The organism is Christiangramia sp., assembly GCF_029937855.1.
Classification (GTDB): Bacteria; Bacteroidota; Bacteroidia; order Flavobacteriales; family Flavobacteriaceae; genus Christiangramia.
The window spans coordinates 34,260-60,409 of record NZ_JAPYPC010000013.1 but is presented as its reverse complement, the minus strand read 5'-3'; the positions used below and the strand labels follow the sequence as shown (position 1 = coordinate 60,409).

Genomic DNA, 26,150 nt, shown 5'->3' with positions numbered 1-26,150 from the left:
GTCCTTATGCGATCACTGCGACTTTAAATCCTGCTGCTGTACTTAGCAACTATGACATTACCAATACACCTGGAGCATTTAATATTACTGCTAAATCAGCCTCAATAGTTGTAGCTGATAAGACCAAAGAATATGGTTCTGCTGATCCTGTTTTGACTGGAACCCTCGATGGCTTCCTGGCAGCTGATGGCGTAACAGCATCTTATAGCAGAGTAGCTGGAGAAACAGTTTTGGGAGGTCCTTATGCGATCACTTCGACTTTAAATCCTGCTGCTGTACTTAGCAACTATACGATTACCAATACACCTGGAGTTTTTAATATTTCAGAAAGAGCAATCACTATCACTGCGGATGGAAAGAACAAAACATACGGAGATGCGGATCCCGCCCTAACTTACCAGGTCACAGCAGGAAGCTTAGCTTTCAATGATTTATTTACAGGTGAATTGACCAGAGATGTTGGGGAAGCTGTTGGTACTTACCAGATCCAGCAGGGAACTGTTGCCTTGAACAACAACTATAGTCTGACTTATGTACCTGCAGATCTTACAATCGGACTACGTTCTGTGGAGATCACGGCCGATGCTAAATCTAAGACTTATGGAGATGCTGATCCCGCACGGACATACCAGATCACAGCAGGAAGTTTAGCTTTCAGTGATGCCTTTACCGGTGAGTTGACCAGGATTTCTGGAGAAGCTGTTGATACATATCAGATCCAGCAGGGAACTGTTGCCTTGAACGATAACTATAGTCTGACTTATTTACCTGCAGATCTTGCTATAGGACCACGTTCCGTGGAAATTACTGCTAACGCAAAAAACAAATTCTGCGGTCAAATTGATCCTGTGCTTACCTTTCAGATTACAGCAGGAAGTTTAGCTTTTAGCGATTCCTTTACCGGAGCGTTGACTAGGATGGCGGGGGAAGCTGTTGGTATATATCAGATTCTACAAGGAAGTGTTGCTTTAAATAGTAATTACAGTTTAAGTTATAACTCAAAAATGTTAGAGATAAAAGGAGTTTCTCTGGACGTTACCGACGCTCAAAGTCCTCGAAGCATACATGAGGATGTAATTCTTAGCATACAAGTTTTAGATGGAGTAACTTTATTATCGGGAGTTACCGTAAACATAACAGTTGGTACAACAACAATAGAAGCCACATCAGTTAATGGAATCGCAACTTTTAATTTTAGTAAACTTCCTTCAAATCTTTATCCTGTGACTGCACAAGCTGGGGGATGTTCTGTGACTGAGCCGGTTTTTCTTCCCATTTACGATCCTAATGGTGGTTTTGTAACTGGAGGGGGTTGGATAGACTCTCCTGCTAATGCAATGGCATCTGGGGTAGTTGGAAGAGCAAACTTTGGATTTAACGCTAAATACAAATCTGGTAAAAACAATACCAACGAAGTAGATGGAAATACCAACTTCCAGTTCAAAGCAGGGGATCTTCACTTCTCAAGCTCAGCCCACGATAATATGTCACTCGTAATTTCCGGAGCTAAAGCTACTTATACCGGTACAGGTACCATAAATGGAATGGGAGTACATAAATTCCGCTTAATTGCTGTTGATGGGGACATCTCCGGCGGTGGAGAAATTGATAAATTCAGGATAATGATATGGGAAAATGCTTCTTCAAGTGATCTGGTATATGATAATAAAAGAGGAACTTCAGAATCTTCAGATGATGCTACAGCTATCAGCGGTGGTTCCATTGTCATCCATAAACCTAAAGGAAATGTAAAATCTTCTGAAACAACAGAAAAACTAATTGTGGAAACTAACTCAGCTTTAGTAGAGACCTTAACTTCTCTTGAAATAGCACCCAACCCGATGATTTATTCTTCAGAGATTCGTTTTAGTTTATTGAAAGATTCCAGGGCAGAAATGAAGATCTTTGATATGAACGGTAGACTGGTAAAGACCTTGTATTCAGGAAATGTAAAAGCATCTGAAGTGATCCGTTTAAATTTTGAACGCGACAATTTAATGTCAGGAATATACATCTGTAAACTTTTCACAGGGGATGGCAAATCTTATGAAAAACAAATTGTTATAAAATAGGTTAACGCCATAGTTTGGAAAATAAAATCCGGAGTAAAATCCGGATTTTATTTTTAACTAAGGATTAGCTTTCGTGTAAATTCACTTTTCTTTAAGCCTTAGCGTTAAATCTTACCTAAATACTTTCCTCAGGCTTTCTTAACCGGTAAATTAGTCCTCTAAATTAAAAAGTAACACCTATGGCAGCTTATTTTAATTCAAATCAACTTAGAACCTCCTTGCAGGAGCTGGTGAAAGTCTATTTGGCAGAATGCGAGGATAGTAGTGTGTTGTCGCAAGATTGTATCGATCTGTTGAGGCATAACTTTTTGGCTGATTATGTGGTATATAATGCAGCTAATAATTCTATAGAAATAGGAATGAACAAATCTGAGAATTTTGATGGTTATCCAGATATGGAAGTATTTACCTTTCCTTTAAATGATATAGCCAAAAAAATAGATCATTCCTTTAAAAATAATAGTGAAGATCTGGAATTTTATGGTAAATTAATTGGTAGGAGAAAAGGAATAGGATCTAATTCTGTTGTATTAATGGAATAAGAAATATTCACTCCCCGGGAAAAGCAATTTTATATTTTAAAATTGCTTTTTTTATGCGTGGATTTCAGATAGAGATTTTTTGTTTCTTGCTTAGATGATCCATGATCATTTTTGCGTGTATTCTGGAATTTTCTATAAACCATTTATGGGTTTCCACACCACCGCAAATTACACCAGCAAGAAATATTCCCGGAACGTTGGTCTCCATGGTATCTTCATTGTAGAACGGTATTTTCCTTCCGTCATTGGAGAGCTTTATTCCTATATTCTGAAGAAAACCAAAATTAGGACGGTAGCCTGTCAACAATAAAACAAAATCATTTGCCAGGGCTTTCTCACCTTTCGGGGTATTTAGTATTACCTCATTTTCCCTAATTTCTTTCAGATTAGAATCGAAATAAGCCTTGATACTTCCTTCCTCGATACGATTAATAATATCTGGCCTAACCCAATATTTTACCCTTTCACCAATTTCAGGTTTTCTAACAAGCATGGTAACCTCACCACCTTTTCTATAAATTTCCAGTGCAGCATCCACTGCAGAATTACTGGCACCTACCACCAACGTTTTTTGGGTTGCGTAATAATGGGGATCATTATAATAATGAGAGACTTTAGGTAGATCCTCTCCCGGCACTCCCAGATGGTTTGGAATATCATAAAAACCAGTAGCTACAATCACATTTTCAGCCTGATATTCATTTTTTGAGGTAACAATAAAATGTTTACCCTTTTTAGTCTTAACATCGGTAACTTTTTCAAATAAGTGAATATTGATTTCGTTATTCGTTGCAATTCTTCTGTAATATTCTAAAGCTTCCCGCTTTGTTGGTTTGGGATTGTTGCTGATAAACGGAATATCATCTAATTCCAGCTTTTCCGAAGTAGAAAAAAAAGTCATATTGGTAGGATAGTGGTATAAAGAATTTACCAGGCATCCTTTTTCAATAATTAGATACGATAGTCCCTTTTTCTCTGCTTCCAAAGCACAGGCAATACCAATGGGGCCACCCCCAATAATTACTACTTCATATTTATTATTAGGAGTTTGCAATTTGCTTCAGGTTTTTAATCGTATTAGGCTGATCGTCAGATTTAAAAACATAACTACCGGCTACCAGAACATCTGCTCCGGCTTTGGATAATTCTCCAGCATTTTTGTCGGTAACCCCACCGTCGATTTCTATTAATGTATTCGCATTGTTTATAGAAATGATTTCCTTTAAACGCTGTACCTTATTAAAGGTGTTTTCTATAAAGCTTTGACCTCCAAAACCGGGATTGACACTCATTATGAGTACTACGTCGATATCATTTATAATATCTTTCAATAAATCTACACTTGTATGAGGATTTATGGCGACTCCTGCCTTCATTCCCTCATTTTTAATAGCCTGTAAGGTTCTGTGGAGGTGCGTACAGGCCTCATAGTGCACGGTAAGGATATCTGCTCCTAAAGCTGCAAACTCTTTAATATATCTATCCGGATCGATGATCATTAAATGAACATCGATAGTTTTTTTAGCATGTTGCGTAATTGCCTTTAAAACAGGCATTCCATAAGAAATATTTGGAACAAAAACCCCGTCCATAATATCTATATGAAACCAGTCTGCTTCACTATTATTAATCATTTCAACATCTCGTTGGAGATTGGCAAAATCAGCCGCAAGTACAGAAGGGGCAATGAGAGTTTTAGACATGTATTCTATTATTTAGCTAAGCTGCTAAAATAAAAAGAATATTAGGCTTTTAAGAGATAAAGGCCCTTAAAATAGATTTTATAGTGTTTTGGGATTTGGGATCCAACACTTTCAAATAGTTGATATAATATTGTAAGGAAGGGTCATTGTACTTAGCTTCCTCAGAAAGAAAACTGCTTTCATACCCATTATAAGATTCACGGGTAATTTCTTTTTCGAAAATCTTGATAATCCCATGATGACGTTTATCATCTTTTATCTTCTGAAAAAGATTCTTAACTTTCATTTTATTTCCTTCAATAACCTGGAAAAAATTTCCTTCTGAAAACAGCAGTAGACCGGTAATATTTCTTTCGTTGTTAATCTTCTTAGAATGGGCTAAAAGGTCTTTGATCTCCTGAGTTTCCAGATCGGTATCTACCGTACTCACATAGCTAATGGCGTAATGCATGGAATTGAGGAATTTAGTTAATCCCATAAAATTAAATAAATGTAATTTTTTTAAAAAAACAAATTTTCTTAAATAACTTATAAAATTTGATGAAATTAAGAAGGAGTAGAAGAAAAAACCCCGGTCATCACTCCGGGGTCATTCATCAATCAAAAAACGAACAGTTATTTTCATAACGGGTCATCACTCCCGTCACTAAACTGTTGTTGCTTTAAATATCTTAGCCAAGATAGGTTTTTAAAATTTTACTTCTGGAAGTATGTTTTAATCTTCTAATGGCCTTTTCTTTAATTTGTCTAACTCTTTCCCTTGTTAGATCAAAAGTCTCGCCAATTTCTTCTAAGGTCATAGGATGTTGATCTCCCAGGCCAAAATAAAGTCTTATAACGTCTGCTTCACGTGGAGTAAGAGTTTCTAAAGCACGTTCAATCTCAGTTCTAAGAGATTCATGCAACAACTCTTTGTCTGGATTTGGAGATTCACCAGAACGTAGAACGTCGTATAGGTTAGAATCTTCTCCTTCTACTAATGGAGCATCCATAGATACGTGACGCCCGGAATTCTTCATAGATTCCTTAACGTCGTTAATGGTCATGTCAAGCTCTTTCGCAATTTCTTCAGCACTTGGCGGACGCTCATGTGACTGCTCTAAAAAGGCGAAGGTCTTGTTGATCTTATTAATCGAACCAATTTTGTTCAATGGCAAACGAACAATTCTTGATTGCTCGGCCAATGCCTGAAGGATGCTTTGGCGAATCCACCATACAGCGTACGAAATAAATTTAAAACCACGGGTTTCATCGAAACGTTTCGCAGCTTTAATAAGTCCTAAGTTTCCTTCATTAATTAAATCGGGAAGGGTTAATCCCTGATTTTGATATTGTTTTGCTACAGAAACCACAAAACGAAGGTTCGCTTTGGTTAATTTCTCTAAGGCACGGTTATCACCCGCTTTAATTCTTTGTGCCAATTCTACCTCTTCATCAGCGGTGATTAGGTCTACTTTTCCAATTTCTTGCAAATACTTGTCTAACGAAGCGGTTTCACGATTTGTTACCTGCTTCGTAATTTTAAGTTGTCTCATCTATCTTCTCCTGGATTTTAATTGTGCATAGCTCTTGTACATGGTTATACGTAAGAAGTACTCTTAATGTTACAAAATTTAAAGTTTATTTTTTTTGGACGTTGCACTTCGTGCCGGGCTTTGTGCTCCAAGTCCTCACTCCTTCCAGTCGCTGTGGGCTTTCCGCTACAATCCCTAACGCAAAAAATTCTTTATAAATTAATTCATCTTAAATCCTTCCGGCAGGGTAGTCGGAAGATCTTGCGACAAATTTCAAAAAATTAAAAAAATAAGTCAGTGGTATCCAAAAAAAATTACAAGAATGAACCTGGACCCATTATTTACAGTAGTGCAAAGCTACTACTATCTATACCTGCTTTTACTTACTTTTGAATGGTGGTATTCTTTAAAAAACACACTTTCAAACTCACTTTGTTAATCAGTTAGTTAAGTTCAACTTCTTATAGCTAGAAGCGAAACGGTCGGATTTTTTAACCAGACATGGAAAATTAAATAAAAAAAGCCCATACGTCTCGCATGGGCTTTTCAAATTATTTAAGAGAATTTTATTCTTTGTCTTCTCTCGGTTTTCTATCGTCACGACGATTATCACGGTTGCGATTATCTCTACCACCACCTCTATTATCACGGGATCCACGATTATCACGATTGTCGTTTCTAGGAGCTCTTTCCTTATAACCTTCAGGTTTCGGCATCAGGGCTTTTCTTGAAACTTTATCTTTTCTGGTTTTAGGATCCAATCCGAAATATTTTACATCAAGGGTATCGCCCATTTTAACAACGTCATTTACGTCATTGGTGCGTTCCCATGCTAATTCAGAAATGTGAAGTAAAACCTCATTTCCAGGAGCATCAACATATTCTACTACAGCACCAAAATCAAGAATTTTGATTACTTTAACCTCGTAAATACTTCCTTTTTCAGGCTTGAAGGTGATAGAATCTATCTTCGCAAGAACTTTATCAATACCTTCCTGCTGAGTTCCAAGAATTTCAACGATACCTTCTTCTGTTACCGGATCTTCATTGATCACGATTTCAGTTTTAGTTTCTTTCTGTAATTCCTGAATCACTTTTCCTCCAGGACCGATCAATGCCCCGATGAATTCGTTAGGGATTCTTCTGGTAATGATCTTAGGAGAATGAGCTTTAACCTCAGTATTCGCGGTTGGAATAGTCTCAGTTAATTTCTCAAGAATATGAATTCTACCATCACGTGCCTGTTTTAAGGCAGCTACAAGGATCTCGTAAGAAAGTCCTTTAACCTTGATATCCATCTGGCAGGCGGTAATCCCGTCTTTCGTACCAGTAACTTTAAAGTCCATATCTCCTAGATGATCTTCATCACCAAGAATATCTGAAAGTACAGCGTAGTTCTCGCCATCAGAAATTAATCCCATAGCGATTCCAGATACAGGTTTTTTAAGGTTTACACCAGCATCCATTAATGCCATTGTTCCAGCACAAACGGTAGCCATAGAAGAAGAACCATTAGATTCCAAAACTTCAGATACTACACGCACTGTATAAGGACAATCTGCTGGGATCATTCCTTTTAATGCTCTTTGAGCAAGGTTTCCATGACCAATCTCTCTTCTTGAAGTACCTCTAATTGGGTAAGCTTCTCCAGTTGAGAAGGGAGGGAAGTTATAATGTAGGTAGAAAGTTTCTTCTCCCTGTTGAGTTGGAAGATCTACCTGGTTTGCTTCTCTTGAAGTACCTAAGGTCACTGTAGCCAATGCCTGTGTTTCTCCACGAGTAAAGATAGCTGAACCATGGGTTGAGGGTAGGTAATCTACCTCACACCAGATTGGTCTTATCTCGTCAGTTTTTCTACCGTCCAATCTAATTCCTTCTTTTAAAGTTAGATCACGAACTGCTTTTTTCTGAGCGACATTGAAATATCCGGAAATCATTTTTCCTTTCTCATCCAATTCTTCTTCAGAGAACATCGCTTTCACTTCATCTTTCAAATCTGAAAAAGCCTGACTTCTTTCTTTTTTGCTGGTGCCGCTTTTAGCGATATCGTATGCTTTCTGGTAAGTAGCATCAAGGATCTTTTTCTCGATATCCTCATCTGTGTCAGCTACTTCATACTCACGTGTCTCTTTCTTTCCGAATGCTTCAGCAAGTTTTACCTGTGCTTCACACTGAATTTTGATGGCCTCATGTGCAAATTTAATCGCCTCAGCCATTTCTTCTTCAGAACATTCATCAAATTGTCCTTCAACCATCATTACAGAATCTGCAGAAGCTCCAACCATGATGTCCATGTCTGCTTCAGCTAATTCTGTTCTACTCGGGTTAAGAACGAAATCTCCGTTAATTCTGGCTACACGAGCTTCAGAAATAGGAGTTTCAAAAGGAATGTCTGATAATTGAATCGCTGCAGATGCAGCAAGTCCTGCTAATGCGTCTGGCATCACTTCGTCGTCATGAGACATTAGCTGGATCATTACCTGAGTTTCGAATTTGTAGTCTTTTGGGAATAGCGGACGTAAAACACGGTCTACTAATCGCATTACTAAAATTTCTTCACTACTAGGCCTTGCTTCTCTTTTGAAGTATCCTCCAGGGAAAAGACCCGCCGCAGCAAATTTTTCACGGTAATCTAATGTTAATGGAAAGAAATCCATCGTAGTTGGAGTGTATGAAGACACTACCGTACAAAGTAACATAGCGTTACCCATTTGAACAACAACCGACCCGTGGGCCTGTTTTGCCAATTTACCGGTTTCGAGAGAAATGGTTCTGCCATCTCCTAGATCGATAACCTCTTTAAATGTTTTTGGAATCATAATAATTTTGAATTCTTGATCTGAATAACTTCAACCAGATCATTTTGTTAAACAAAGGTCTCCGCCATCCGGACGGCCGGGTTGTGTTGTGTGTAGTTGTTTGTAGACCAATGAAAAACTACCCCTCTGGGCGACAATTTTTGAAAACCTGCTTTAATTCACAGGTCAAACTAATATATAAAAAAAGGGGGCATAAAGCCCCCTGAAAATTATTTTCTTAATCCTAGTTCTTTCACGATGGCACGATACCTCATGATATCCTTTTTCATCAGGTAATCTAGCAGGCTTCTCCTTTTACCAACCAGTCTTACAAGAGAACGTTCCGTATTAAAATCTTTACGATTCGATTTCAGGTGTTCAGATAGGTGAGCAATTCGGTGAGTGAACAATGCGATTTGACCTTCTGCAGATCCGGTATCGTTCTTTCCTTTACCGTGCTTTGAGAAAATCTCTTCTTTTTTTTCTTTCGTTAAATACATTCCAATATTATTTAAATGATTTTTATGTATTGACAGTTTTTCTGTCAGGCGGCAAAGATACTATTAATTTAAATATTACCTATTTAAACCTCAATTTTTATTGAAAAGCAGTTAAGCCCTTACCGGCTGATTTTGAATAAGATCGAGATAAAGATTGATTTTATTCTTCAGTTCTGAACGTTTGGTAATAAAATCTAAAAAACCTTTTTCCTTAAGAAATTCTGAAGTTTGAAAATCTTTCGGGAGGTCTTTTCCAGTCGTATCTTTTACCACACGAGGACCGGCAAAACCTATTAACGCACCTGGTTCAGAAATATTAATATCTCCAAGCATGGCGAAAGAAGCGGTAGTTCCGCCTGTTGTAGGATCTGTTGCTAAAGAAATATAAGGAATCTTAGCATCTGCCAACTGTGCTAGTTTCACAGAAGTTTTTGCCAGCTGCATTAAAGAAAGGGCAGCTTCCTGCATTCTTGCCCCACCAGATTTGGAAATGATCATAAATGGAATGTTATTCTTCAATGCATGATCTGCGGCTCTGGCAATTTTTTCCCCGACAACAGAGCCCATACTACCTCCAATAAATTTAAAATCCATACAGGCGATCACCAGGTCTTTTCCTTTAGATTTTCCAACAGCACAGCGAACAGCATCTTTTAATCCAGTTTTTTCCTGTGCGGCCTTCAACCTATCGGTATATTTTTTTGTGTCTTCAAAGTTTAAGGGATCTTTAGAGGTCACCCCTTTATCTAATTCTTTGTATTTATTATCATCAAAAAGTATTTTGAAATACTCATTGCTTCCTATTCTTACATGATATCCATCTTCCGGACTCACATAAAAGTTACTTTCCAGCTGTTCCGCATCTACTATTTTTCCTGTAGGAGATTTATACCATAAGCCTTTTGGAACATCTTTCTTTTGTTCTGTAGGTGTTTGAATCCCTTTTTGTGTTCTTTTAAACCAAGCCATTTCTTTTAGTTTTTACCTGTCAATTGTTAATTTCAGGGCAATAAAAAACAGCCTTTTAAAAAGAAAAAGGCTGTTAGTTTTTTACAGTGTATTTACATTGTTAAGATCTTCAAATGCCTTTTTAAGACGAGCTTTAAAAGTAAGCTCTCCTTCACGAAGCCATTTGCGAGGATCATAATATTTTTTATTAGGTACATCTTCACCTTCCGGGTTTCCAATTTGAGTTGCAAGGTAATCTGTCTTACTTCCCATATAATCTCTAATCCCTTCAAGAAATGCGTATTGAAGATCTGTATCAATATTCATTTTAATAACACCGTATCCAATTCCTTCACGAATTTCTTCTACGGTAGATCCACTTCCACCATGAAATACGAAATCAATATGATTTTCTTCTACATTATATTTTTTGGAAATATATTCCTGGGAATTCTTCAGGATCTTTGGGGTTAGTTTTACGTTACCTGGTTTATATACACCATGAACATTTCCAAAAGCTGCAGCAATAGTGAATTGATCGCTAACCTTGCTTAATTCTTCATAAGCATAAGCAACTTCTTCGGGCTGGGTATATAATTTAGAGGAATCCACATCAGTATTATCTACACCATCTTCTTCACCACCGGTAATACCAAGTTCAATTTCCAGCGTCATCCCCATTTTGGACATTCTCTTCAAATATTCTTTACATACTTCTATATTCTCTTCAATAGGTTCTTCTGAAAGGTCTATCATATGAGAACTGTATAAAGGCTTTCCATATTGCTCATAATGCTTTTCACTCGCATCCAGCAATCCGTCTATCCACGGAAGTAATTTTTTAGCACAATGGTCTGTATGCATAATCACCGTAGCCCCATAAGCTTTAGCCATTTCGTGCACATGTTTTGCTCCTGCAACACCTCCAGCAATTGCAGCCTTCTCGTTTTCATTTGAAAGTCCCTTACCGGCATTAAACTGGGCTCCACCATTGGAGAACTGAATGATCACAGGGGATTTTAACTCTGCAGCAGTTTCTAGAACAGCATTGATGCTGCTAGATCCAATCACATTTACTGCAGGCAATGCAAAACCTTTCTTCTTCGCATAATTAAAGATTTCCTGTACTTCTTTTCCTGTGGCAACGCCTGGTTTAATATTATGACTCATAACTTTTTATTGATTAGGCTTACAAAAATAAGAAAATAAACTGGCTTAAAAAGGATAATTGATGCCGACGTTGTAAACGGCGTGGTTAAAATTGTATTCCTGAAACCATCGTTCTCCTTCAGGTTTTGCAGGATCATGTGTTTTAAAACCAATATCAAATCTTAAAACAAAAAAGTTGAAGTCATACCTTAAACCAAAACCGCTACCCACAGCGAGTTCTTTTAAATCCTGAAAGCCTTCAAAAATGAATTCTTCAGAAGTGCTGGAATCCAGAACATTCCAGATATTTCCTACATCTACAAATAAAGCTCCTTTAAAATCATCTATTAATGCAAAACGATATTCCCCATTAAAGGCCAGTTTCATGTTAGCTTCATTAAACTCTAATATGCTTCCACTGCTTCCCGGGCCTAAATCGTAGGCCTGCCAGGCACGGTTGTCATTAGGTCCGCCGGCGAAAAAAGTTTTAGTGATAGGTATAGTGTTGGCGTTTCCGTAGGGAATGGCGACACCTCCAAATGCACGGGCTGCAAATACTTTATTGTTCCCTAAATCCCAATGTTTTATAAAATCAATTTCGGTCTTGATATATTGAGAATAAGCTACCCCAATTATTTTATTATTTCCCTGGTCGTTTTGCTCGTAATTAAAGACACCAGACAATGCGGAAAGAATGTTTCCGGCTGTTTCAACTTTAAATCTAAACCGAGAGAATTCTTTGTCGTACAAACTTTCCCTTGTGTTCCATAGATAGGTGAAGGCTGAAGCAAATATCAGGTTGTTTTCTGTTAGCCTTATTTTACGTTCAGAGATATCCAGAACATTGAAGTAATCATCTTCGGTAAGTCCGGTATTTGTTGAATTATCTGAAACCACGTAATTGATAAACTCATCAGCTTCATTCGGGATCTCAAGCGTAGGATTAGCTGATGGATCATTGAATGCAAAATTACTTTGCTGAGCAATATCATTTAATTCTTCAAAGGAATTACGATATACATTGAAATAATTTTCTGTATTAAGATTTCGAACGTACTGTATATTCAAAAGATCAAAACTATTCGAAAGCTTTTTTGAAGGTTTCCAGGCATAATTTAAAATACCGGAAAAAGTTTGCTTATCCAATCCAATATTTCGCTGGGTACTGAATCCAAGGCTCATATTGGTAAATGGAGACATGTACTTAGGGATAATCTTTTCTGTATCAACTGGAAGAAAAATCCTGGGTAAACTTAGTTTCAAATCCGCACCCACTTCGGTAATATCAAAGAATCGGTTATCATCAGCACTGCCGGCAGCGTCTGTGGAAGAAGCGATACTACCACGCCCGGAAAGTTCTAAATTCTCCAGTCCGCCAAAAATATTACGTATTAAAAAAGAGCCTCCGAATCCAATCCCAAATTCCTGAATATTACTTTGAGAAACATCAAAATCGAAACCCAGGGAATATTTTGGGAGTGGACTCAAAAAAATGTTGGTAACTAAATCTGTCCCAGTGCTATCATCAGGATCCAGAGTATACTGGATTTCGGGATATTTAAAGACCCTTAATGCATTAAGCCTATTATAGGTTCGGGTCCTGTCCAGATCACGGTATATATTTCCTGGTTTTACAAAAATTGCATCGGTTATTGCCTCGGGCTTATAGCGCATTTTATTAAAGCTATAAAGCGAGTAGTTTTCATGCCAGGCGCTATCGGTTAACACTTCATTTCTGTTGGAATAGGCGTAATCTGTAAAAATATTGACCTTACTAATTTTATGAATTTTAAATGGAACACGAGAAATACTGTCACCCACATTATTTCTTTGATTTTTAATAATCAGGGTGGTGTTTAATTTATGATTGGTGTCTACAGTATCAGCATCAAAACTGATATATTCCTGATCAAAATTATATACTCCATTATTTCTAAATAATTCTGAAAGTCTATCCCGTTCCTCGTTAAAGTCCAGGGTGTTGTATTGGATGCCCGATTTAATTTCACTTTCAGATTTGTTTAGTTCATAAAGGGAATCTAAAGCTGTGGAGGTGATGTCGGTATGTATGGAATCCAGAATATAGGGTGTATGCGGTGTAACATAATATTCTATCCTGGCGCGTTTATCTTTGTTTTCTAGCGGAATGATCTTATAATCTGTTTCTACATTGAACCAGCCATTATTCCAGTACCATGATTGTAACCTGTTTTTAGATTTTTTTGTAGCTTCTTCGCTAATAATGACGGCAGCTTCTCCAGTCCTTTTTAAAAACTGATTGAATTCGACCCTTGATTTTAAATATTTGTCAAATTGTTTTTTCGAGAGGAGGCTAATTAATTTGTCGCGTTTTCTCTCATTTTCTAAAAATTTTTCAGCAAGAATACTATCTATATTTGGCCTGGCCAGATTATAGACATGGAGGCCTAGCGGAAAATTCAAGATCCTTGTATTCGGCTCCTGATACAACTGACTGTATATTCTGGAATCTTTTACTTTTTCTCCATTGCTGAAAATTTCATTTTTCACCAAAAGATTTTGATCAGCGTCCAGTCTTTTTACGGCATTACAGCTAATTATTAAGACAAGAGTTAAAAAAAATAATAATATTTTTGCGAGAAGCCGTTTCAAACATCGAAGTTTAGTGGCTCAAAAATACATTTTTTTAATGCTTAGCAAAAGCCAGATTAAGTTAATAAAAAGTCTGTCCCAAAAAAAGTTTAGAAATAAACACAGACTATTTATAGTTGAAGGAATAAAAGGGGTTCAGGAATTTATAAATTCTGATTTTGAGATAGTTTCGATTTATGTAACAGACGCTAATTTGAAGGTTTCAGAAAAATATTTAACTATAATTGACGAAAAAGACCTAAAGAAAATTAGCTTTCTTTCTACACCACAGAAAGCCCTTGGTGTTTTTAAGATTCCAGAAGATAAAGATGCTGAGATTAAGACTTTAACTGTGGTTCTGGATGGAGTGAGGGATCCGGGAAATTTAGGTACTATTATAAGACTATGCGACTGGTTTGGCGTAGAAAACATTATATGCTCCAAAGATACGGTAGATTGTTACAATCCTAAGGTAGTGCAGGCGAGTATGGGTTCTCTAACGAGGGTAAAAGTTTTATATAAAGATATTCGGGAGGTTCTTGAAAGAAACAAGGAGATCCCGGTTTTTGGAGCCATGTTGGAAGGGGATAATATATATTCTGAAAAATTACCAGAGAAAGCATTTATCCTTATGGGGAATGAGGCTAATGGAATTTCGGAAGAAATGCAAGAATATATTTCCAAACCATTGACAATCCCTCAATTTGGAAAAATAAAAGAAACAGAAAGCCTGAATGTTGCTACTGCTACCTCAATAATTTTAAGTGAATTTAGAAGGAATGCCTCTATTGAAAGGTGAAGTTTATAAACACAGCCCTGGAAGACATTTTATCAACGTTACCTGTGTATAGGCTATTTGGATCAGTATCACGAATTAGCTCATCGTTAATTGCAAAAACACCACGTATGGAAGGCGATAATTTGAAATAATACAGATAAAGATCTATTCCAAAGCCAATTTCATAATAATATGAATTGGTAGTCATTCGAAATTGGCCGGCACTATTGTCGTCGGGATTATTTTCATTGCTACTTAAATTTATGGAAGTAGAAACTCCCCCTACCACAAATGGCCTGAAGTTATTTAGCCTATTAGCATTGAATTTTACCAGCAAAGGAATATGCACATAGGTTGAACTTATTTCACGAAAAGTACCTTGATCTGCTCTTAAAGCCTGAAAACCACGAGTACTAAAATTTACTCCAGGTTCTAATCTTAAATCAAAATTGTGATTAAGCTTTAAATTTCCTATAAGTCCTACATTGAATCCTACCCTTGTTTCCACTACAAAATCCTTCCCCGTGACGGGGCTTGGATTATATTCTTCATAATCAAAATTAAAATCATAGCTATTGAAGCCTAAGAAATAACCCCAGGACCATCTTTGCTGATCAAAATTCTGCTGATTTAAAACACGTTCTCCTGAAAATATTTGTGCCTGTGTAGTATTATAACTTAGTGCAATAAGAATTATCGCAATTATTCTTTTCATGGGATTACTTTGAAGCAATATAAATTGTTGAAACGCCAAATGTTTGCGGCAAATCTTCTACATCTATAAACCCGATTTCCTGCAAAATATTGTTGAACGCTATACCGTAGGGAAAATTAGCAGCACTTTCACTGAGATAAGAATAGGCATCTTTGTCTTTTGAAAATATTTTACCAATAACAGGTAATATTAGATTCGAATATAGATGGTAACCTTGTTTGTATGGAAATTTAGTGGGTACCGAAGTCTCCAATACTACAAAAATACCTCCGGGTTTCAAAACTCTATAAATTTCTTCTAAACCTTTTTTCAGGTTTTCAAAATTTCTAACGCCAAAAGCTACGGTGATAGCATCAAACGAACTGTCTCCAAAAGGTAAATCTTCTGAGTCTCCCTGGATCATTTCAATTTGAGCATTAAAGCCTTTCTCAGATATTTTTCTTCTTCCCACTTTCAACATTCCTTCTGAGAGATCCAGGCCAACAATCCTTGATGCGCCGGTGGCAACCATCTGAATAGCAAGATCACCGGTGCCGGTAGCAATGTCCAGAATACTATCTGGGTTGGCAGCTGCTACAGTAGCAACTACCTTTTTTCTCCATTTCACATCGGTGCCTAAAGAAATTACACGGTTGAGACCATCATAATTATCTGATATATTATCAAACATCTGTTCAACCTGTTTCTTCTTTGTGAGTTTGGAGTCCTTATAAGGCGTAACCTTTTTACTCATAGAAAAAATTTGTTTCAAAGATAACCGATATGCTTAAAATACCTTGTTAATCAGTGAAATTTTATCTTTTCATATTGGATTTTTCATTTCTTCAAAATAGCTTAACTTTGCCTTCATAATTTTAAGCGTTATATGAAAATAATTATCGCCGGTGCAGGTGAAGTAGGATTTCATTTAGCTAAATTACTTTCCTTTGAATCCCAGGATATCACGCTAATAGATCCCAATAGAGATAATCTCGGTTACGCAGATACTCATTTGGATATTAGAACGGTAAAAGGTGATGCAAGCTCCATTAAGATTCTCAAAGAAGCCCAGGTTAAATATACAGATATGGTAATAAGTGTAACCTCAAGTGAGGCCACAAATATTACGGTGTGTGTATTGGCTAAACAATTGGGTGCTAAAAGGACTATCGCCAGGATTTCCAATACTGAATTTCTTGAAAATCAGGAAGAATTAGGTTTTACCAGGTTTGGAATAGATGAATTAATTTCTCCAGAAGCCCTGGCTTCCCGGGAAATTGAATTACTTCTGAACCAGTCTGCATTTAATGATAGTTATGAGTTTGAAGAAGGGGCTTTAACCATGATAGGTGTAAGTCTTTCCCGTACAGCCACCTTTGTGGGAAAAACGGTGAAGGAGGCCGCCAGGATATTTCCAGAACTCAATTTTGTTCCTATTGCTATTCAAAGATTTGGAACGCAATATACACTTATTCCGAGAGGGGATACGCAGTTTAAAGATGGGGACCAGGTATACTTCATAACATTGAAGAATGGTGTGGAAGAGCTATACAAACTTACGGGAAAAGTTAGGCAGGAAATTAAAAATGTGATGGTGCTGGGCGGAAGTAAGATTGGTAGAAAAACCGCACAGGATCTTAGTCTTAACAATTTTAATGTAAAATTAGTCGAGAAAGATAGGGATAAGGCATATGAGCTGGCAGATGAACTTCCGAACACCTTAATTATTAATGGTGATGGCCGGAATGTGGAGCTTTTGGAAGAAGAAAATATCCATGATATGGACGCTTTTATAGCAGTTACCGGAAATTCTGAAACTAATATTATGTCCTGTTTGGTAGCAAAGTCAAAGAGCGTAAAGAAAACGATCTCTCTGGTAGAAAATATGGATTATTTTCAGCTAAGCCACTCGATAGGAATTGACACTCTGATTAACAAAAAATTGTTAGCTGCGAATAATATTTTTCGGTTTGTGCGAAAAGGAGAAGTGGTCGCAATGACCAAATTGAATAATATGAATGCCGAATTATTGGAATTCATCGTTAAACCTAAATCCCAGGTTAGTAATAAAAAGATCAAAGACCTTGATTTCCCAAGGTCCGCAATTATTGGAGGTATTATTAGAAATGGAGAAGGGCTTATCGCGTTAGGTGATTTCCTCATCAAACCAGGTGATAGGATCGTAGTCTGTTGCCTACCCCGTTCTATCAATAAAGTTGAAAAACTCTTTCTATAATGCCCAAACTGAATTATAAAATAATTCTTCATGTAATGGGATTACTGCTGCTATGTAATGGCGGCTTTATGCTTTTAGCAACACTGGTAAGCTGGTTCTATCAGGACGGAGTGACCCTGGAAATGTCTACAGCAGCTTTAGTGACCCTTTTTATCGGTACACTTTTAATGTTTACCACCCGTGGCCATAGTAAAGAATTAAAGATTCGAGAAGGCTACATTATTGTGACCTTCGGTTGGATTTTTATGGCTTTAAGTGGTACTCTTCCCTATCTGGTGAGTGAATCGATTCCAAGCTTTACCAATGCTTTTTTTGAAACCATGTCTGGTTACACCACTACGGGAGCTTCTATTTTAAATGATATTGAAGCTATTCCAAAAGGAATTTTATTCTGGAGAAGCCTTACCCACTGGATAGGAGGAATGGGGATTATTGTATTGGCAATCGCAATACTTCCACTTTTGGGAATAGGAGGGATGCAATTATTTACTGCGGAATCTCCTGGGCCCAGCGCAGATAAACTGAAGCCAAGAATTACAGATACAGCCAAGCGGCTTTGGCTAATTTATGTGTCCTATACTTTAGCTGAAACGGTCTTACTTTGGGTAGCGGGAATGACTTTCTTTGATGCCATTAACCATGCATTTAGTACTCTCTCTACGGGAGGTTTTTCCACTAAAAACGCGAGCCTGGCTTTCTGGAATGATAATCCTTTTATTCAGTATATCGTTATAGTCTTTATGTTTTTGGCAGGAAGTAATTTCGTCTTAAGTTATTTCGCTTTCAAAGGAAGGATAAGTAAAGTGCTGCATGATGATGAATTTAAATGGTATTTGTATTTTATTGCAGGTTTTACCATGATCTCTGCGCTGGTTATTTATTTTCAGGCAGATGTTAGTATTTCCTCTATAGATCACCCCATGGTTTGGGGTGAAGGTGAGAGCGCATTCAGGCATTCTTTATTTCAGGTGTTAACAGTAATTACCACCACTGGATTTGTTTCGGCAGATTTTACTATGTGGACCCCCTTTCTAACAATATTATATTTCGGGTTATTCTTCCTGGGAGGTTCTGCAGGATCTACTGCGGGTGGTGTGAAAGTGATGCGCCATATCATCATGATTAAAAACGGTATAATAGAATTTAAACGAACTTTACACCCAAACGCCATATTACCTGTAAGATTTAATGGTAAATCTATTAGTAAAGAAATTGTATTTAATATACTTGGTTTCTTTATACTTTATATGCTTTCTTTTATTATAGGTGCAGTGGTGCTTGCCTGGCTAGGTCTGGATTTTGAAACGGCCATTGGGGGCGCAGCCTCGTCTCTAGGTAATATAGGTCCTGCTTTTGGAGGATTAAGTCCGGTTAATAACTTTGATATGCTGCCTGATTTTGGAAAGTGGTGGACCGCCTTTTTAATGTTAATAGGAAGATTAGAATTATTTACAGTACTAATCATTCTTACTCCATTTTTCTGGAGGAATAGGTAATCTATAATTCAAGGGGCCAGTATATTTGCTGAATAAAAATCAGCTAATAAAAAAAACCGGCTTTTGCCGGTTTTCTTATTTGATATTGTAGTTTCAGGCTCTTAAGACAAAGCTTTCTTGATTCTTCTTAAAGCTTCAGTTATTTGATCTTCGCTGGCAGCATAGGAAATTCTAATACATTCAGGATTTCCAAAAGCATCTCCAGTTACAGTGGCCACATTGGCTTCCTCAAGTAAAAAGAGACTAAAATCTGTTGCATTAAGAATTTCATGCCCCTTAATTGTTTTTCCGAAGAAGAAAGATACGTTTGGAAATACATAAAAAGCACCTTCTGGCTCTGTAGTTATAAATCCATCGATGTCATTTAATAAATCAATAATCAATTTTCTACGGTTTTTAAAAGTATCAATCATATGACTGATTTTGCTAACCGGGGCTTCCAATGCGGTAATTACAGCACGCTGTGCTATACAATTTGCACCACTGGTGATTTGGCCCTGCATCTTGTTACAGGCCCTGGCGATATAGGATGGAGCACCAATATAACCAATTCTCCAACCGGTCATGGCAAATGCTTTTGAAACACCATTTACCGTTACCGTTCTATCATACATATCTTCAAAGCCAGCCATAGAAGCATGGTCCCCAACAAAATTGATATGTTCATAAATTTCATCACTCACCAAAATAATATCCGGATGTTTTTTTAGTACATCGGCCAATGCTCTAAGTTCTTCTTTACTATAGACCATTCCGCTTGGATTGCATGGGGAACTATACCAAATCATTTTGGTTTTAGGGGTAATGGAAGCCTCTAGCTGTTCAGGAGTAATTTTAAAATCAGTCTCTACAGTAGTGGGAACTTCTACAGGAACACCTTCAGCTAATTTTACAATTTCTGCATAACTTACCCAATAAGGACATGGAAGGAGTACTTCATCTCCGGGATTTAGCACCACCATGGCCACATTTGCCAGTGATTGTTTGGCACCGGTAGAAACGACAATTTGGGATCTGTCATAAGTTAAATTATTGTCCCTTTTAAATTTATTGATGATAGCATCCTTCAATTCAACGTATCCATCAACCGGAGTGTAAGAATTATAATTTTCGTTAATTGCCTTAATGGCGGCTTCTTTTATAAAATCTGGGGTATTAAAATCGGGTTCGCCAAGGCTAAGACCAATAATATCTTTTCCCTCTGCTTTTAATTCACGCGCCTTCGCCGCCATTGCGAGGGTTTGGGAAGTTGCCATTGAGTTAATGCGATCTGATAATTTTTCTTGCATGTTTTTAATTTTTAAATTTTAATGCAACTATTTTTTTTGCGCGTGATTCTCAGATAAACTAAGAATTGTTTCAAAGTTAAAATTTTATAAATTCCACCAATCTGATTTTCAAAAAAAATAGCAATAAAAAATAATTACTTTTGCAGAAAATAATAGGCTTTGGAATTAATAGAAAAATATTTTCCTGAATTAACAGAGGATCAAATTTCCAAATTTGAAAAGTTGGAGGAATTGTATAAGGATTGGAACCTGAAGATCAACGTAGTATCCAGAAAGGATATAGACGAACTTTATCTTAGACATGTACTACATTCGTTGGGTATTGCAAAAATTCAGGATTTTAATCCTGGTTCAAAAGTATTGGACGTAGGCACCGGTGGTGGTTTTCCAGGAATTCCCCTGGCAATTATGTTTCCTGAAAGTTCTTTTCATTTAGTAGACTCCATAGGAAAAAAGATAAAAGTGGTGGAAGAAGTTTCTGAAGGGCTTGGATTGAATAATGTAACAGCTTTCAACCAGAGAGTGGAAGAATTAGGAGGGAATTATGATTTTATTGTGAGTAGGGCTGTAGCGGTAATGCCATCTTTTGTTCGGTGGATTAAAGGTAAAATAGCCAAAGAAAACAATCACGAAAGAAGGAATGGTATTCTCTATTTAAAAGGAGGAGATTTAACCGAAGAGCTCAAAGATTATCGCACTGCTAAAGTCTTTGAGCTTTCAGATTATTTCGAGGAAGATTTTTTTGACACTAAAAAAGTGGTTTATCTCCCCATGAAATATAAAGGCTAATTTATTTCGTAATAATTACTTTTCTTGAATACGATTTTTCACCAGAATACATTTTTACAATATATACTGCAGAACTTAGCTTTTGATCTATGCTTAATAATATAGATCTTTCTGTTGGTACTTCTGTAAAGCTTTTAATCAACTGTCCAGATATACTATACAGTTCTACATGATCTACAGGCATAAGATCTGGATTAATTACTGCAATTTCATCTGTATCCCTTAAATAACTTAAACCTAATATTGTGCCTTCTTCCAATTCTTCAGGTTTTTCATCAACAGGATTTTCAGCATTCGGCTTTTTGAAAACAATTTCATAGCGGTCGTTAAAAGATCCTATTTCTTCAGCTGTTGCCGTATAATCTTCTTTAGCAAGATTCACATAGGAGTCATTCAGCTTATCTTTTAAATATATATTGAATTCCATTTTGATGTTTTCAAGCTTGTCCAGCTTAATGGTGTATTCGCCTTCTTCTGAAATTTTTATTCCTATTGGCAATACCTGATCCAGATTAAAGTTGGAAACAGCCTGGATTACAAATTCAGTATCTTCTATCATCCAATACATATCCTCCACATTATTTTCGATAAGGGGGGCATCGTAGCCCAGATCAAATCCATTCGTAGTATTTGCGTCTGCAGTTACCAGGATTTGGCGGTGATATCCTTTTGGAGATTCAAATTTCAATCTTATTTTATATCTGCTGTCTTTTTGATATTTATTTTCCTGAGCCTTTTTAGGGTCTTTTTCCTGAGCATGGAACTGAGAGTCGTTCGTAGACTCTAATACGAAAGCTCTATACTTGTTCTTATAAGTGAGAGGGGCAGGGGAAGAAACTCCAATGGAGCTGACAAAAAATGCCTGCCCTACAGGAATATATCTTCCCGGAGGAGTTTTACTACTGCGTTCTCCCGTAGGATTAATTCTGGAGTCTACAGAGGAAGCAGAAGCAATTCCACCGGATAAGTTATAGACGGCATAACCTCCAACATATTCTTCCAGATAGTGGGAATTTGTAGGTCCAAAATGGTCCCAGAAATATAAACTTCCATTGAAGCTATTCAGGTTTTCTTCAATAAACAGTTGAGCATCAATGGCCGAAGGATAGGGGTTGCCAGTAAGTAAATTTTGTCCGGCGCCAATAGAAACATTAATATCACCATTATTTGGTTTTCCTCTAAATGTATAATTCTGGCGATCACTAACCGGTACATATCCGGTGGTTCCTTTCATACTAAATCCAATTCCCGGATTCAATAATTCTGATTCTGAAAACTGGTGCCATTCACTATAGTCATCAGCATTTCCTTTAAAGGTATGGAGCCAGTAAGTACTTATCCTTTTATTACCGGAATAATTTCCGTCCGCCCAATGGAATTGATAGTCGAAGCTAATATTCTTTGGTTCGGCCGGGTTTGAGGCATCCATAAGTACATTCTGGATTGTATATCCAGAATTATTAGGTTGTCCCATAAGTGATACGGGAGAAGTCCAATAGTTGTAATTAAAACTATTTGCGGTTCCCTGCTGGTCTACATCAAGATAACCAGCACTGGCTTGATCCAGAATGCTGCCTTCTGGTTGAACCAGCTGCGAATTTCCTTCCAAATTGATGATGCCATCAAGTTTTAGATAGTGGGTTATTGTTAATCCCTGGCCGGTTTCAGTTGAAACATCTCCATCTATTTTTAATTCATTTATTTCGGAAAGTAAGCCCAGCAGGTAAATATCCTGGGTAGTTGAATAAATATTATGCTTTATTTGAGCGATATTCCAATTGATATAATCACCATTTATTCCTATTCCGTTTGGTACATCCCATACGGTAGGTCTTAGCCAGGTGGAAGTATTTCTCCAGGAACCATCTTGATTAGAGATATAGGGCAGGGGAGCAGTGTTTTCCTGAGCAGTCTCTATATTTTTCAGAATACCGTTAATTTGGTTAGTGGCGATGTCGGGTGTTTCACCATTAGTGATTTCATTTGACATTAACCTGTAATATCCCTGTAAATTACTCCAGGACAAAGAATTTGGCACATTCATAGGAAGCACTTCTCCTTTTGTAATACCATTATTATTTACCACTCTCTGGTTCATCATAAATCTCAACTGATTAGCTGTTAGAGCAGTGTTCCATATCCTTAATTCTTCCATCCAGCCGTGAAAATAATTTTTTGGTATATCTGGGGTTGCTGAATCATAAATAGCACCCAGTAAGAATAATGCTGGCGATGTTCCGGGATTGGATGCCGAACTGTTTCCTACCTTAATTCCATCTACAAAAAGCTCAACATTTGAATTTTTATATATCACTGCCAAATGATACCAGCGGTTAGTAGTGATTTTACTGGAGGTGGAAACCGAGTTACTACCCCATCTAAAAGTTGGCGCACCATTATTAATAATAAGCTCAAAACCTCCACTGTTCATATTCGTATAATCCCGTTTAGATAGCACAGTTCTTACACCCAATACCGATTTTGGTTTTACCCAAACTTCAATAGAAAAAGATCCGGAAGAAAGAGGGTAGTTATCCCCAAGAATTACGTGATCATCTACACCATCAAAATCCAGCGTACTGCAATCAGATGAAAAAGTAACTACCATATCACTGGTTGTTGCACAGGTACCGTCAGGATGCGAAATAGTCCATCTCAGCGTATAGGAATCACTCGCACCGGTAAACCTAGAATTGGGGTTTGAAGGCTCTGCTATAGTACCTCCGGTTCCAGAAACGATTGTCCATATTCCTGTTCCGGTAACTGGTGTATTAGCTTCCAGTGTGGTACTGTTGAAACCACATCCATAGACCTGGTCTTCGCCAGTTTCAGCTATTGTTAATTCTTCAGGTTGTGTAATACTTACAGTTTGTATAGCCTGGCAACCATTAGCATCTGTTAAGGTAATAGTATATTCACCGGCAAGAAGACCTGTAGCCGTAGCTGTGGTTTGTTGATTGGGATCATTCCATAGATATTCATATGGTTCTCCTGTTTCATAAGGTGTACCTCCACTTCCCGTTGCAGTCGCCTGTCCTGTTCCTCCAAAACATTCAATATTTTGTACAGTTGTTTCAATTGTAACTGCGGTGCTTGGTTGAGTGATTTCCACTGTGGGCACCTGATATATATTTCCCTGGCCATCCCTTACCCAGACATCATAATTTCCAGCTTTTAAGATCCTAAAAATATTATCATCCTGATATCCATTACTTGCATTCTGAATACTATATTCATAGGGGGCTCTACCTCCCGAAGCCAAAACCTCTATAGTACCTAGATCTGAATCAAAACATAATAATTCATTTGGTATAGCATAGGCAAAGAGTGGGGATTCTACGGTATCATCATTGTTAGTGGAGAAACATTTAGGATTAGGACCCTGTCCACAACCCCATTTTATATTGTTGGAGAAAGTAAGATAAATACTATTCAAAACAATATCGTCCCCGCACTCCCAGTCAATTGCCAGGGTACGCGCCGTGCCCGGTACGGCTTCATTTTCATAAAAACAACCATTTCTTGTAGTAGTAGTGCTTTCACCTGTTAATTTATTGGATATGGTATAGGTGAATTCTGCATAAAGGGAATATCGTTCAGTATTTGTGCTTAATTTCACATATAAATATTTCTGCTTGCCATCAAGACAATTAGCAACTGTGGTGCGTTTTCCATCAATATCACCTACAAAATAAGAACTAACCACAAAATCATCAGATCCACAATTGTCCCGGTAACATTCTCCTACAAATTGGGTATAATTAAAGGTTTTACTAACATTTTCAGCATCGGTAACAGTAACTGAAATTGCTTTATTTCCCGTTGTACTATATTTAACTTCTATAACTCCCGGACCGGTCGTGGCTGAAGGTGTTGAATCAGTTCCAAAAGACCATGAATAGGTGTAGGGCCCAACGCCTCCCAAAGCCGTAAGATCTTCTACTTGAAAATATGAAGTTCTGATTAAATCTTCATCACCTACACAAATAGAAGTAGGTATGATTGTAGCTTTTATTATTTCGTTAATTACAACTGAAGTTGTAAATTTACAACCATTAAAATCTACCACGGTCAATTCATAATTTCCTGCTGCCAGATTTGTTGCTTTTTTTGTGGTTTGTAATATTGTAGTTTCACCTTTTTTTCGCCATTCATAAGTATATCCAGGGGTTCCTCCAACAGGGAAAGCTTCGGCAGTTCCTGTAGAAGTTTGATAAACTGTAGTTCTGGTAGTAGATACAGTTGCGTCAAGGGGGTCTGCAGGTTGGCTAATTTCATAGGCAGCATTTAAAACTGCACTACAAGAAGGGTAATCAGCATCTCTGATGGAAACCGAGAATGTGCCACTGCTAAGGCCTGTAAAATTACCAGAATTTTGCCAGGTAATGCCATCAATACTATATTCATAATTGCCATGCCCTCCCGAAGGACTTGAAATAGTTATCGAACCATCACTTCCCTGATGACATTTTACATTGGTTTTGGTAAGACTTGCTTTTAACTGGTTAGGTTGCGTGACTGAAATACTTTTTTGTAAAGCACAATTCTTATTATCCTTAACGAATATTGTATAATTACCTGCAGTGAGTCCGGTGAAGGTGGTTGAAGTGGTATAGTTGGTATTATCCAGAGAATATTGATAATTACCATTTCCGCCAGACATAGTTCCAACTGTAATAGAGCCGTTAGCACCTCCATAACATGTAACTTCTGTACTGCTGGGCTCAGTCATACTTAGTGGTGCTGGCTCTGTAATCTCAATATTTTGTATAAGCTCACAGTTTTTAGAATCCTTGATTTTCAGAATATAACCACCCGCACTAAGGTTACTAAATGTTTTTGATGAACTAAAAGTTCCATTATCAAGGGCATATAAATAATTCCCGTTTCCTCCTGAAGGTGTGCCGGCAGTAATGGTGCCGTCACTTCCTCCATTACAGCTGACAGGCGTGGTAGTTGGTGTAGTTGCGGTGAGAACTGTGGGTTCGTTTACCGTAATGTTCTGAGTGATCTGACAATCTTTACTATCCCT

The 26,150-nt window shown here is 37.4% G+C and carries 19 protein-coding genes; 6 read left to right on the top strand and 13 right to left on the bottom strand.

Going from position 1 to position 26,150, the window contains the following annotated elements; genetic code table 11:
• Both Q1K34_RS08920 and Q1K34_RS08915 read left to right on the top strand, forming a co-directional pair.
• Positions 1–2,072, top strand: a 2,072-nt coding sequence (locus Q1K34_RS08920) for an MBG domain-containing protein (RefSeq protein WP_300437434.1), incomplete at its 5' end; no start/stop codon positions are given.
• Positions 2,073–2,251: 179 nt separating this feature from the next.
• Positions 2,252–2,614: a hypothetical protein gene (locus Q1K34_RS08915; protein ID WP_300437432.1), complete on the top strand. Its 363-nt coding sequence runs from the start codon at positions 2,252–2,254 to the stop codon at positions 2,612–2,614.
• A gap of 64 nt (positions 2,615–2,678) precedes the next feature.
• On the opposite strand, the gene Q1K34_RS08910 is transcribed toward Q1K34_RS08915, so the two are convergent.
• From Q1K34_RS08910 to Q1K34_RS08870, 9 genes are all read right to left on the bottom strand, one after another.
• Entirely contained in the window at positions 2,679–3,668 is a 990-nt protein-coding gene (locus Q1K34_RS08910) for a YpdA family putative bacillithiol disulfide reductase (protein WP_300437429.1), read from the bottom strand.
• A complete protein-coding gene (rpe, locus tag Q1K34_RS08905) occupies positions 3,655–4,317 on the bottom strand; it encodes a ribulose-phosphate 3-epimerase (RefSeq protein ID WP_300437426.1) in 663 nt (220 codons plus the stop codon). Before rpe ends, Q1K34_RS08910 begins: the two co-directional genes overlap by 14 nt.
• 49 nt (positions 4,318–4,366) lie before the next feature.
• Positions 4,367–4,795, bottom strand: coding sequence for a BLUF domain-containing protein (locus Q1K34_RS08900; protein WP_300437423.1), 429 nt, complete (start codon positions 4,793–4,795; stop codon positions 4,367–4,369).
• A gap of 193 nt (positions 4,796–4,988) precedes the next feature.
• On the bottom strand, positions 4,989–5,852 hold the full coding sequence (locus Q1K34_RS08895) for a sigma-70 family RNA polymerase sigma factor (protein WP_072552879.1): 864 nt from the start codon (positions 5,850–5,852) through the stop codon (positions 4,989–4,991).
• 545 nt (positions 5,853–6,397) lie between these two features.
• On the bottom strand, positions 6,398–8,650 hold the full coding sequence (locus Q1K34_RS08890) for a polyribonucleotide nucleotidyltransferase (RefSeq protein WP_300437413.1): 2,253 nt from the start codon (positions 8,648–8,650) through the stop codon (positions 6,398–6,400).
• Positions 8,651–8,859: 209 nt separating this feature from the next.
• The gene (gene rpsO / locus Q1K34_RS08885; protein WP_300437411.1) at positions 8,860–9,129 is read right to left on the bottom strand and encodes a 30S ribosomal protein S15; all 270 of its coding nucleotides are present in this window, start codon (positions 9,127–9,129) and stop codon (positions 8,860–8,862) included.
• A 111-nt stretch (positions 9,130–9,240) separates the two neighbouring features.
• Complete coding sequence (accD, locus tag Q1K34_RS08880; protein WP_300437409.1) at positions 9,241–10,098, bottom strand: acetyl-CoA carboxylase, carboxyltransferase subunit beta; 858 nt, start codon at positions 10,096–10,098, stop codon at positions 9,241–9,243.
• 81 nt (positions 10,099–10,179) lie between these two features.
• A complete protein-coding gene (gene fbaA, locus Q1K34_RS08875) occupies positions 10,180–11,247 on the bottom strand; it encodes a class II fructose-bisphosphate aldolase (protein ID WP_300437407.1) in 1,068 nt (355 codons plus the stop codon).
• 45 nt (positions 11,248–11,292) lie between these two features.
• Complete coding sequence (locus Q1K34_RS08870; RefSeq protein WP_300437405.1) at positions 11,293–13,857, bottom strand: BamA/TamA family outer membrane protein; 2,565 nt, start codon at positions 13,855–13,857, stop codon at positions 11,293–11,295.
• Between the two features lie 37 nt (positions 13,858–13,894).
• Between Q1K34_RS08870 and Q1K34_RS08865 the strand changes: the two genes are divergently transcribed.
• Positions 13,895–14,635: an RNA methyltransferase gene (locus Q1K34_RS08865; protein WP_300437402.1), complete on the top strand. Its 741-nt coding sequence runs from the start codon at positions 13,895–13,897 to the stop codon at positions 14,633–14,635.
• Here the strand turns inward: Q1K34_RS08865 and Q1K34_RS08860 are convergent.
• Together Q1K34_RS08860 and ubiE are read right to left on the bottom strand one after the other, a co-directional pair.
• Positions 14,622–15,329 carry a porin family protein gene (locus tag Q1K34_RS08860; protein ID WP_300437399.1) on the bottom strand — a complete coding sequence of 236 codons (708 nt, stop codon included), beginning with the start codon at positions 15,327–15,329 and terminating at the stop codon, positions 14,622–14,624. The genes Q1K34_RS08865 and Q1K34_RS08860 overlap by 14 nt on opposite strands.
• 4 nt (positions 15,330–15,333) lie before the next feature.
• On the bottom strand, positions 15,334–16,062 hold the full coding sequence (gene ubiE, locus Q1K34_RS08855) for a bifunctional demethylmenaquinone methyltransferase/2-methoxy-6-polyprenyl-1,4-benzoquinol methylase UbiE (protein ID WP_300437396.1): 729 nt from the start codon (positions 16,060–16,062) through the stop codon (positions 15,334–15,336).
• Positions 16,063–16,194: 132 nt separating this feature from the next.
• Here ubiE and trkA point away from each other — a divergent pair, with 132 nt between their 5' ends.
• A complete protein-coding gene (gene trkA / locus Q1K34_RS08850) occupies positions 16,195–17,544 on the top strand; it encodes a Trk system potassium transporter TrkA (RefSeq protein WP_300437393.1) in 1,350 nt (449 codons plus the stop codon).
• Positions 17,544–19,040: a TrkH family potassium uptake protein gene (locus Q1K34_RS08845; RefSeq protein WP_300437390.1), complete on the top strand. Its 1,497-nt coding sequence runs from the start codon at positions 17,544–17,546 to the stop codon at positions 19,038–19,040. Before trkA ends, Q1K34_RS08845 begins: the two co-directional genes overlap by 1 nt.
• A 101-nt stretch (positions 19,041–19,141) precedes the next feature.
• On the opposite strand, the gene Q1K34_RS08840 is transcribed toward Q1K34_RS08845, so the two are convergent.
• Positions 19,142–20,329, bottom strand: coding sequence for a pyridoxal phosphate-dependent aminotransferase (locus Q1K34_RS08840; protein ID WP_300437387.1), 1,188 nt, complete (start codon positions 20,327–20,329; stop codon positions 19,142–19,144).
• Positions 20,330–20,488: 159 nt separating this feature from the next.
• Between Q1K34_RS08840 and rsmG the strand changes: the two genes are divergently transcribed.
• On the top strand, positions 20,489–21,118 hold the full coding sequence (gene rsmG, locus Q1K34_RS08835) for a 16S rRNA (guanine(527)-N(7))-methyltransferase RsmG (protein ID WP_300437384.1): 630 nt from the start codon (positions 20,489–20,491) through the stop codon (positions 21,116–21,118).
• A 1-nt stretch (position 21,119) separates the two neighbouring features.
• Here the strand turns inward: rsmG and Q1K34_RS08830 are convergent.
• The coding region (locus tag Q1K34_RS08830; protein ID WP_300437381.1) for a LamG-like jellyroll fold domain-containing protein at positions 21,120–26,150 on the bottom strand (5,031 nt) is incomplete at its 5' end.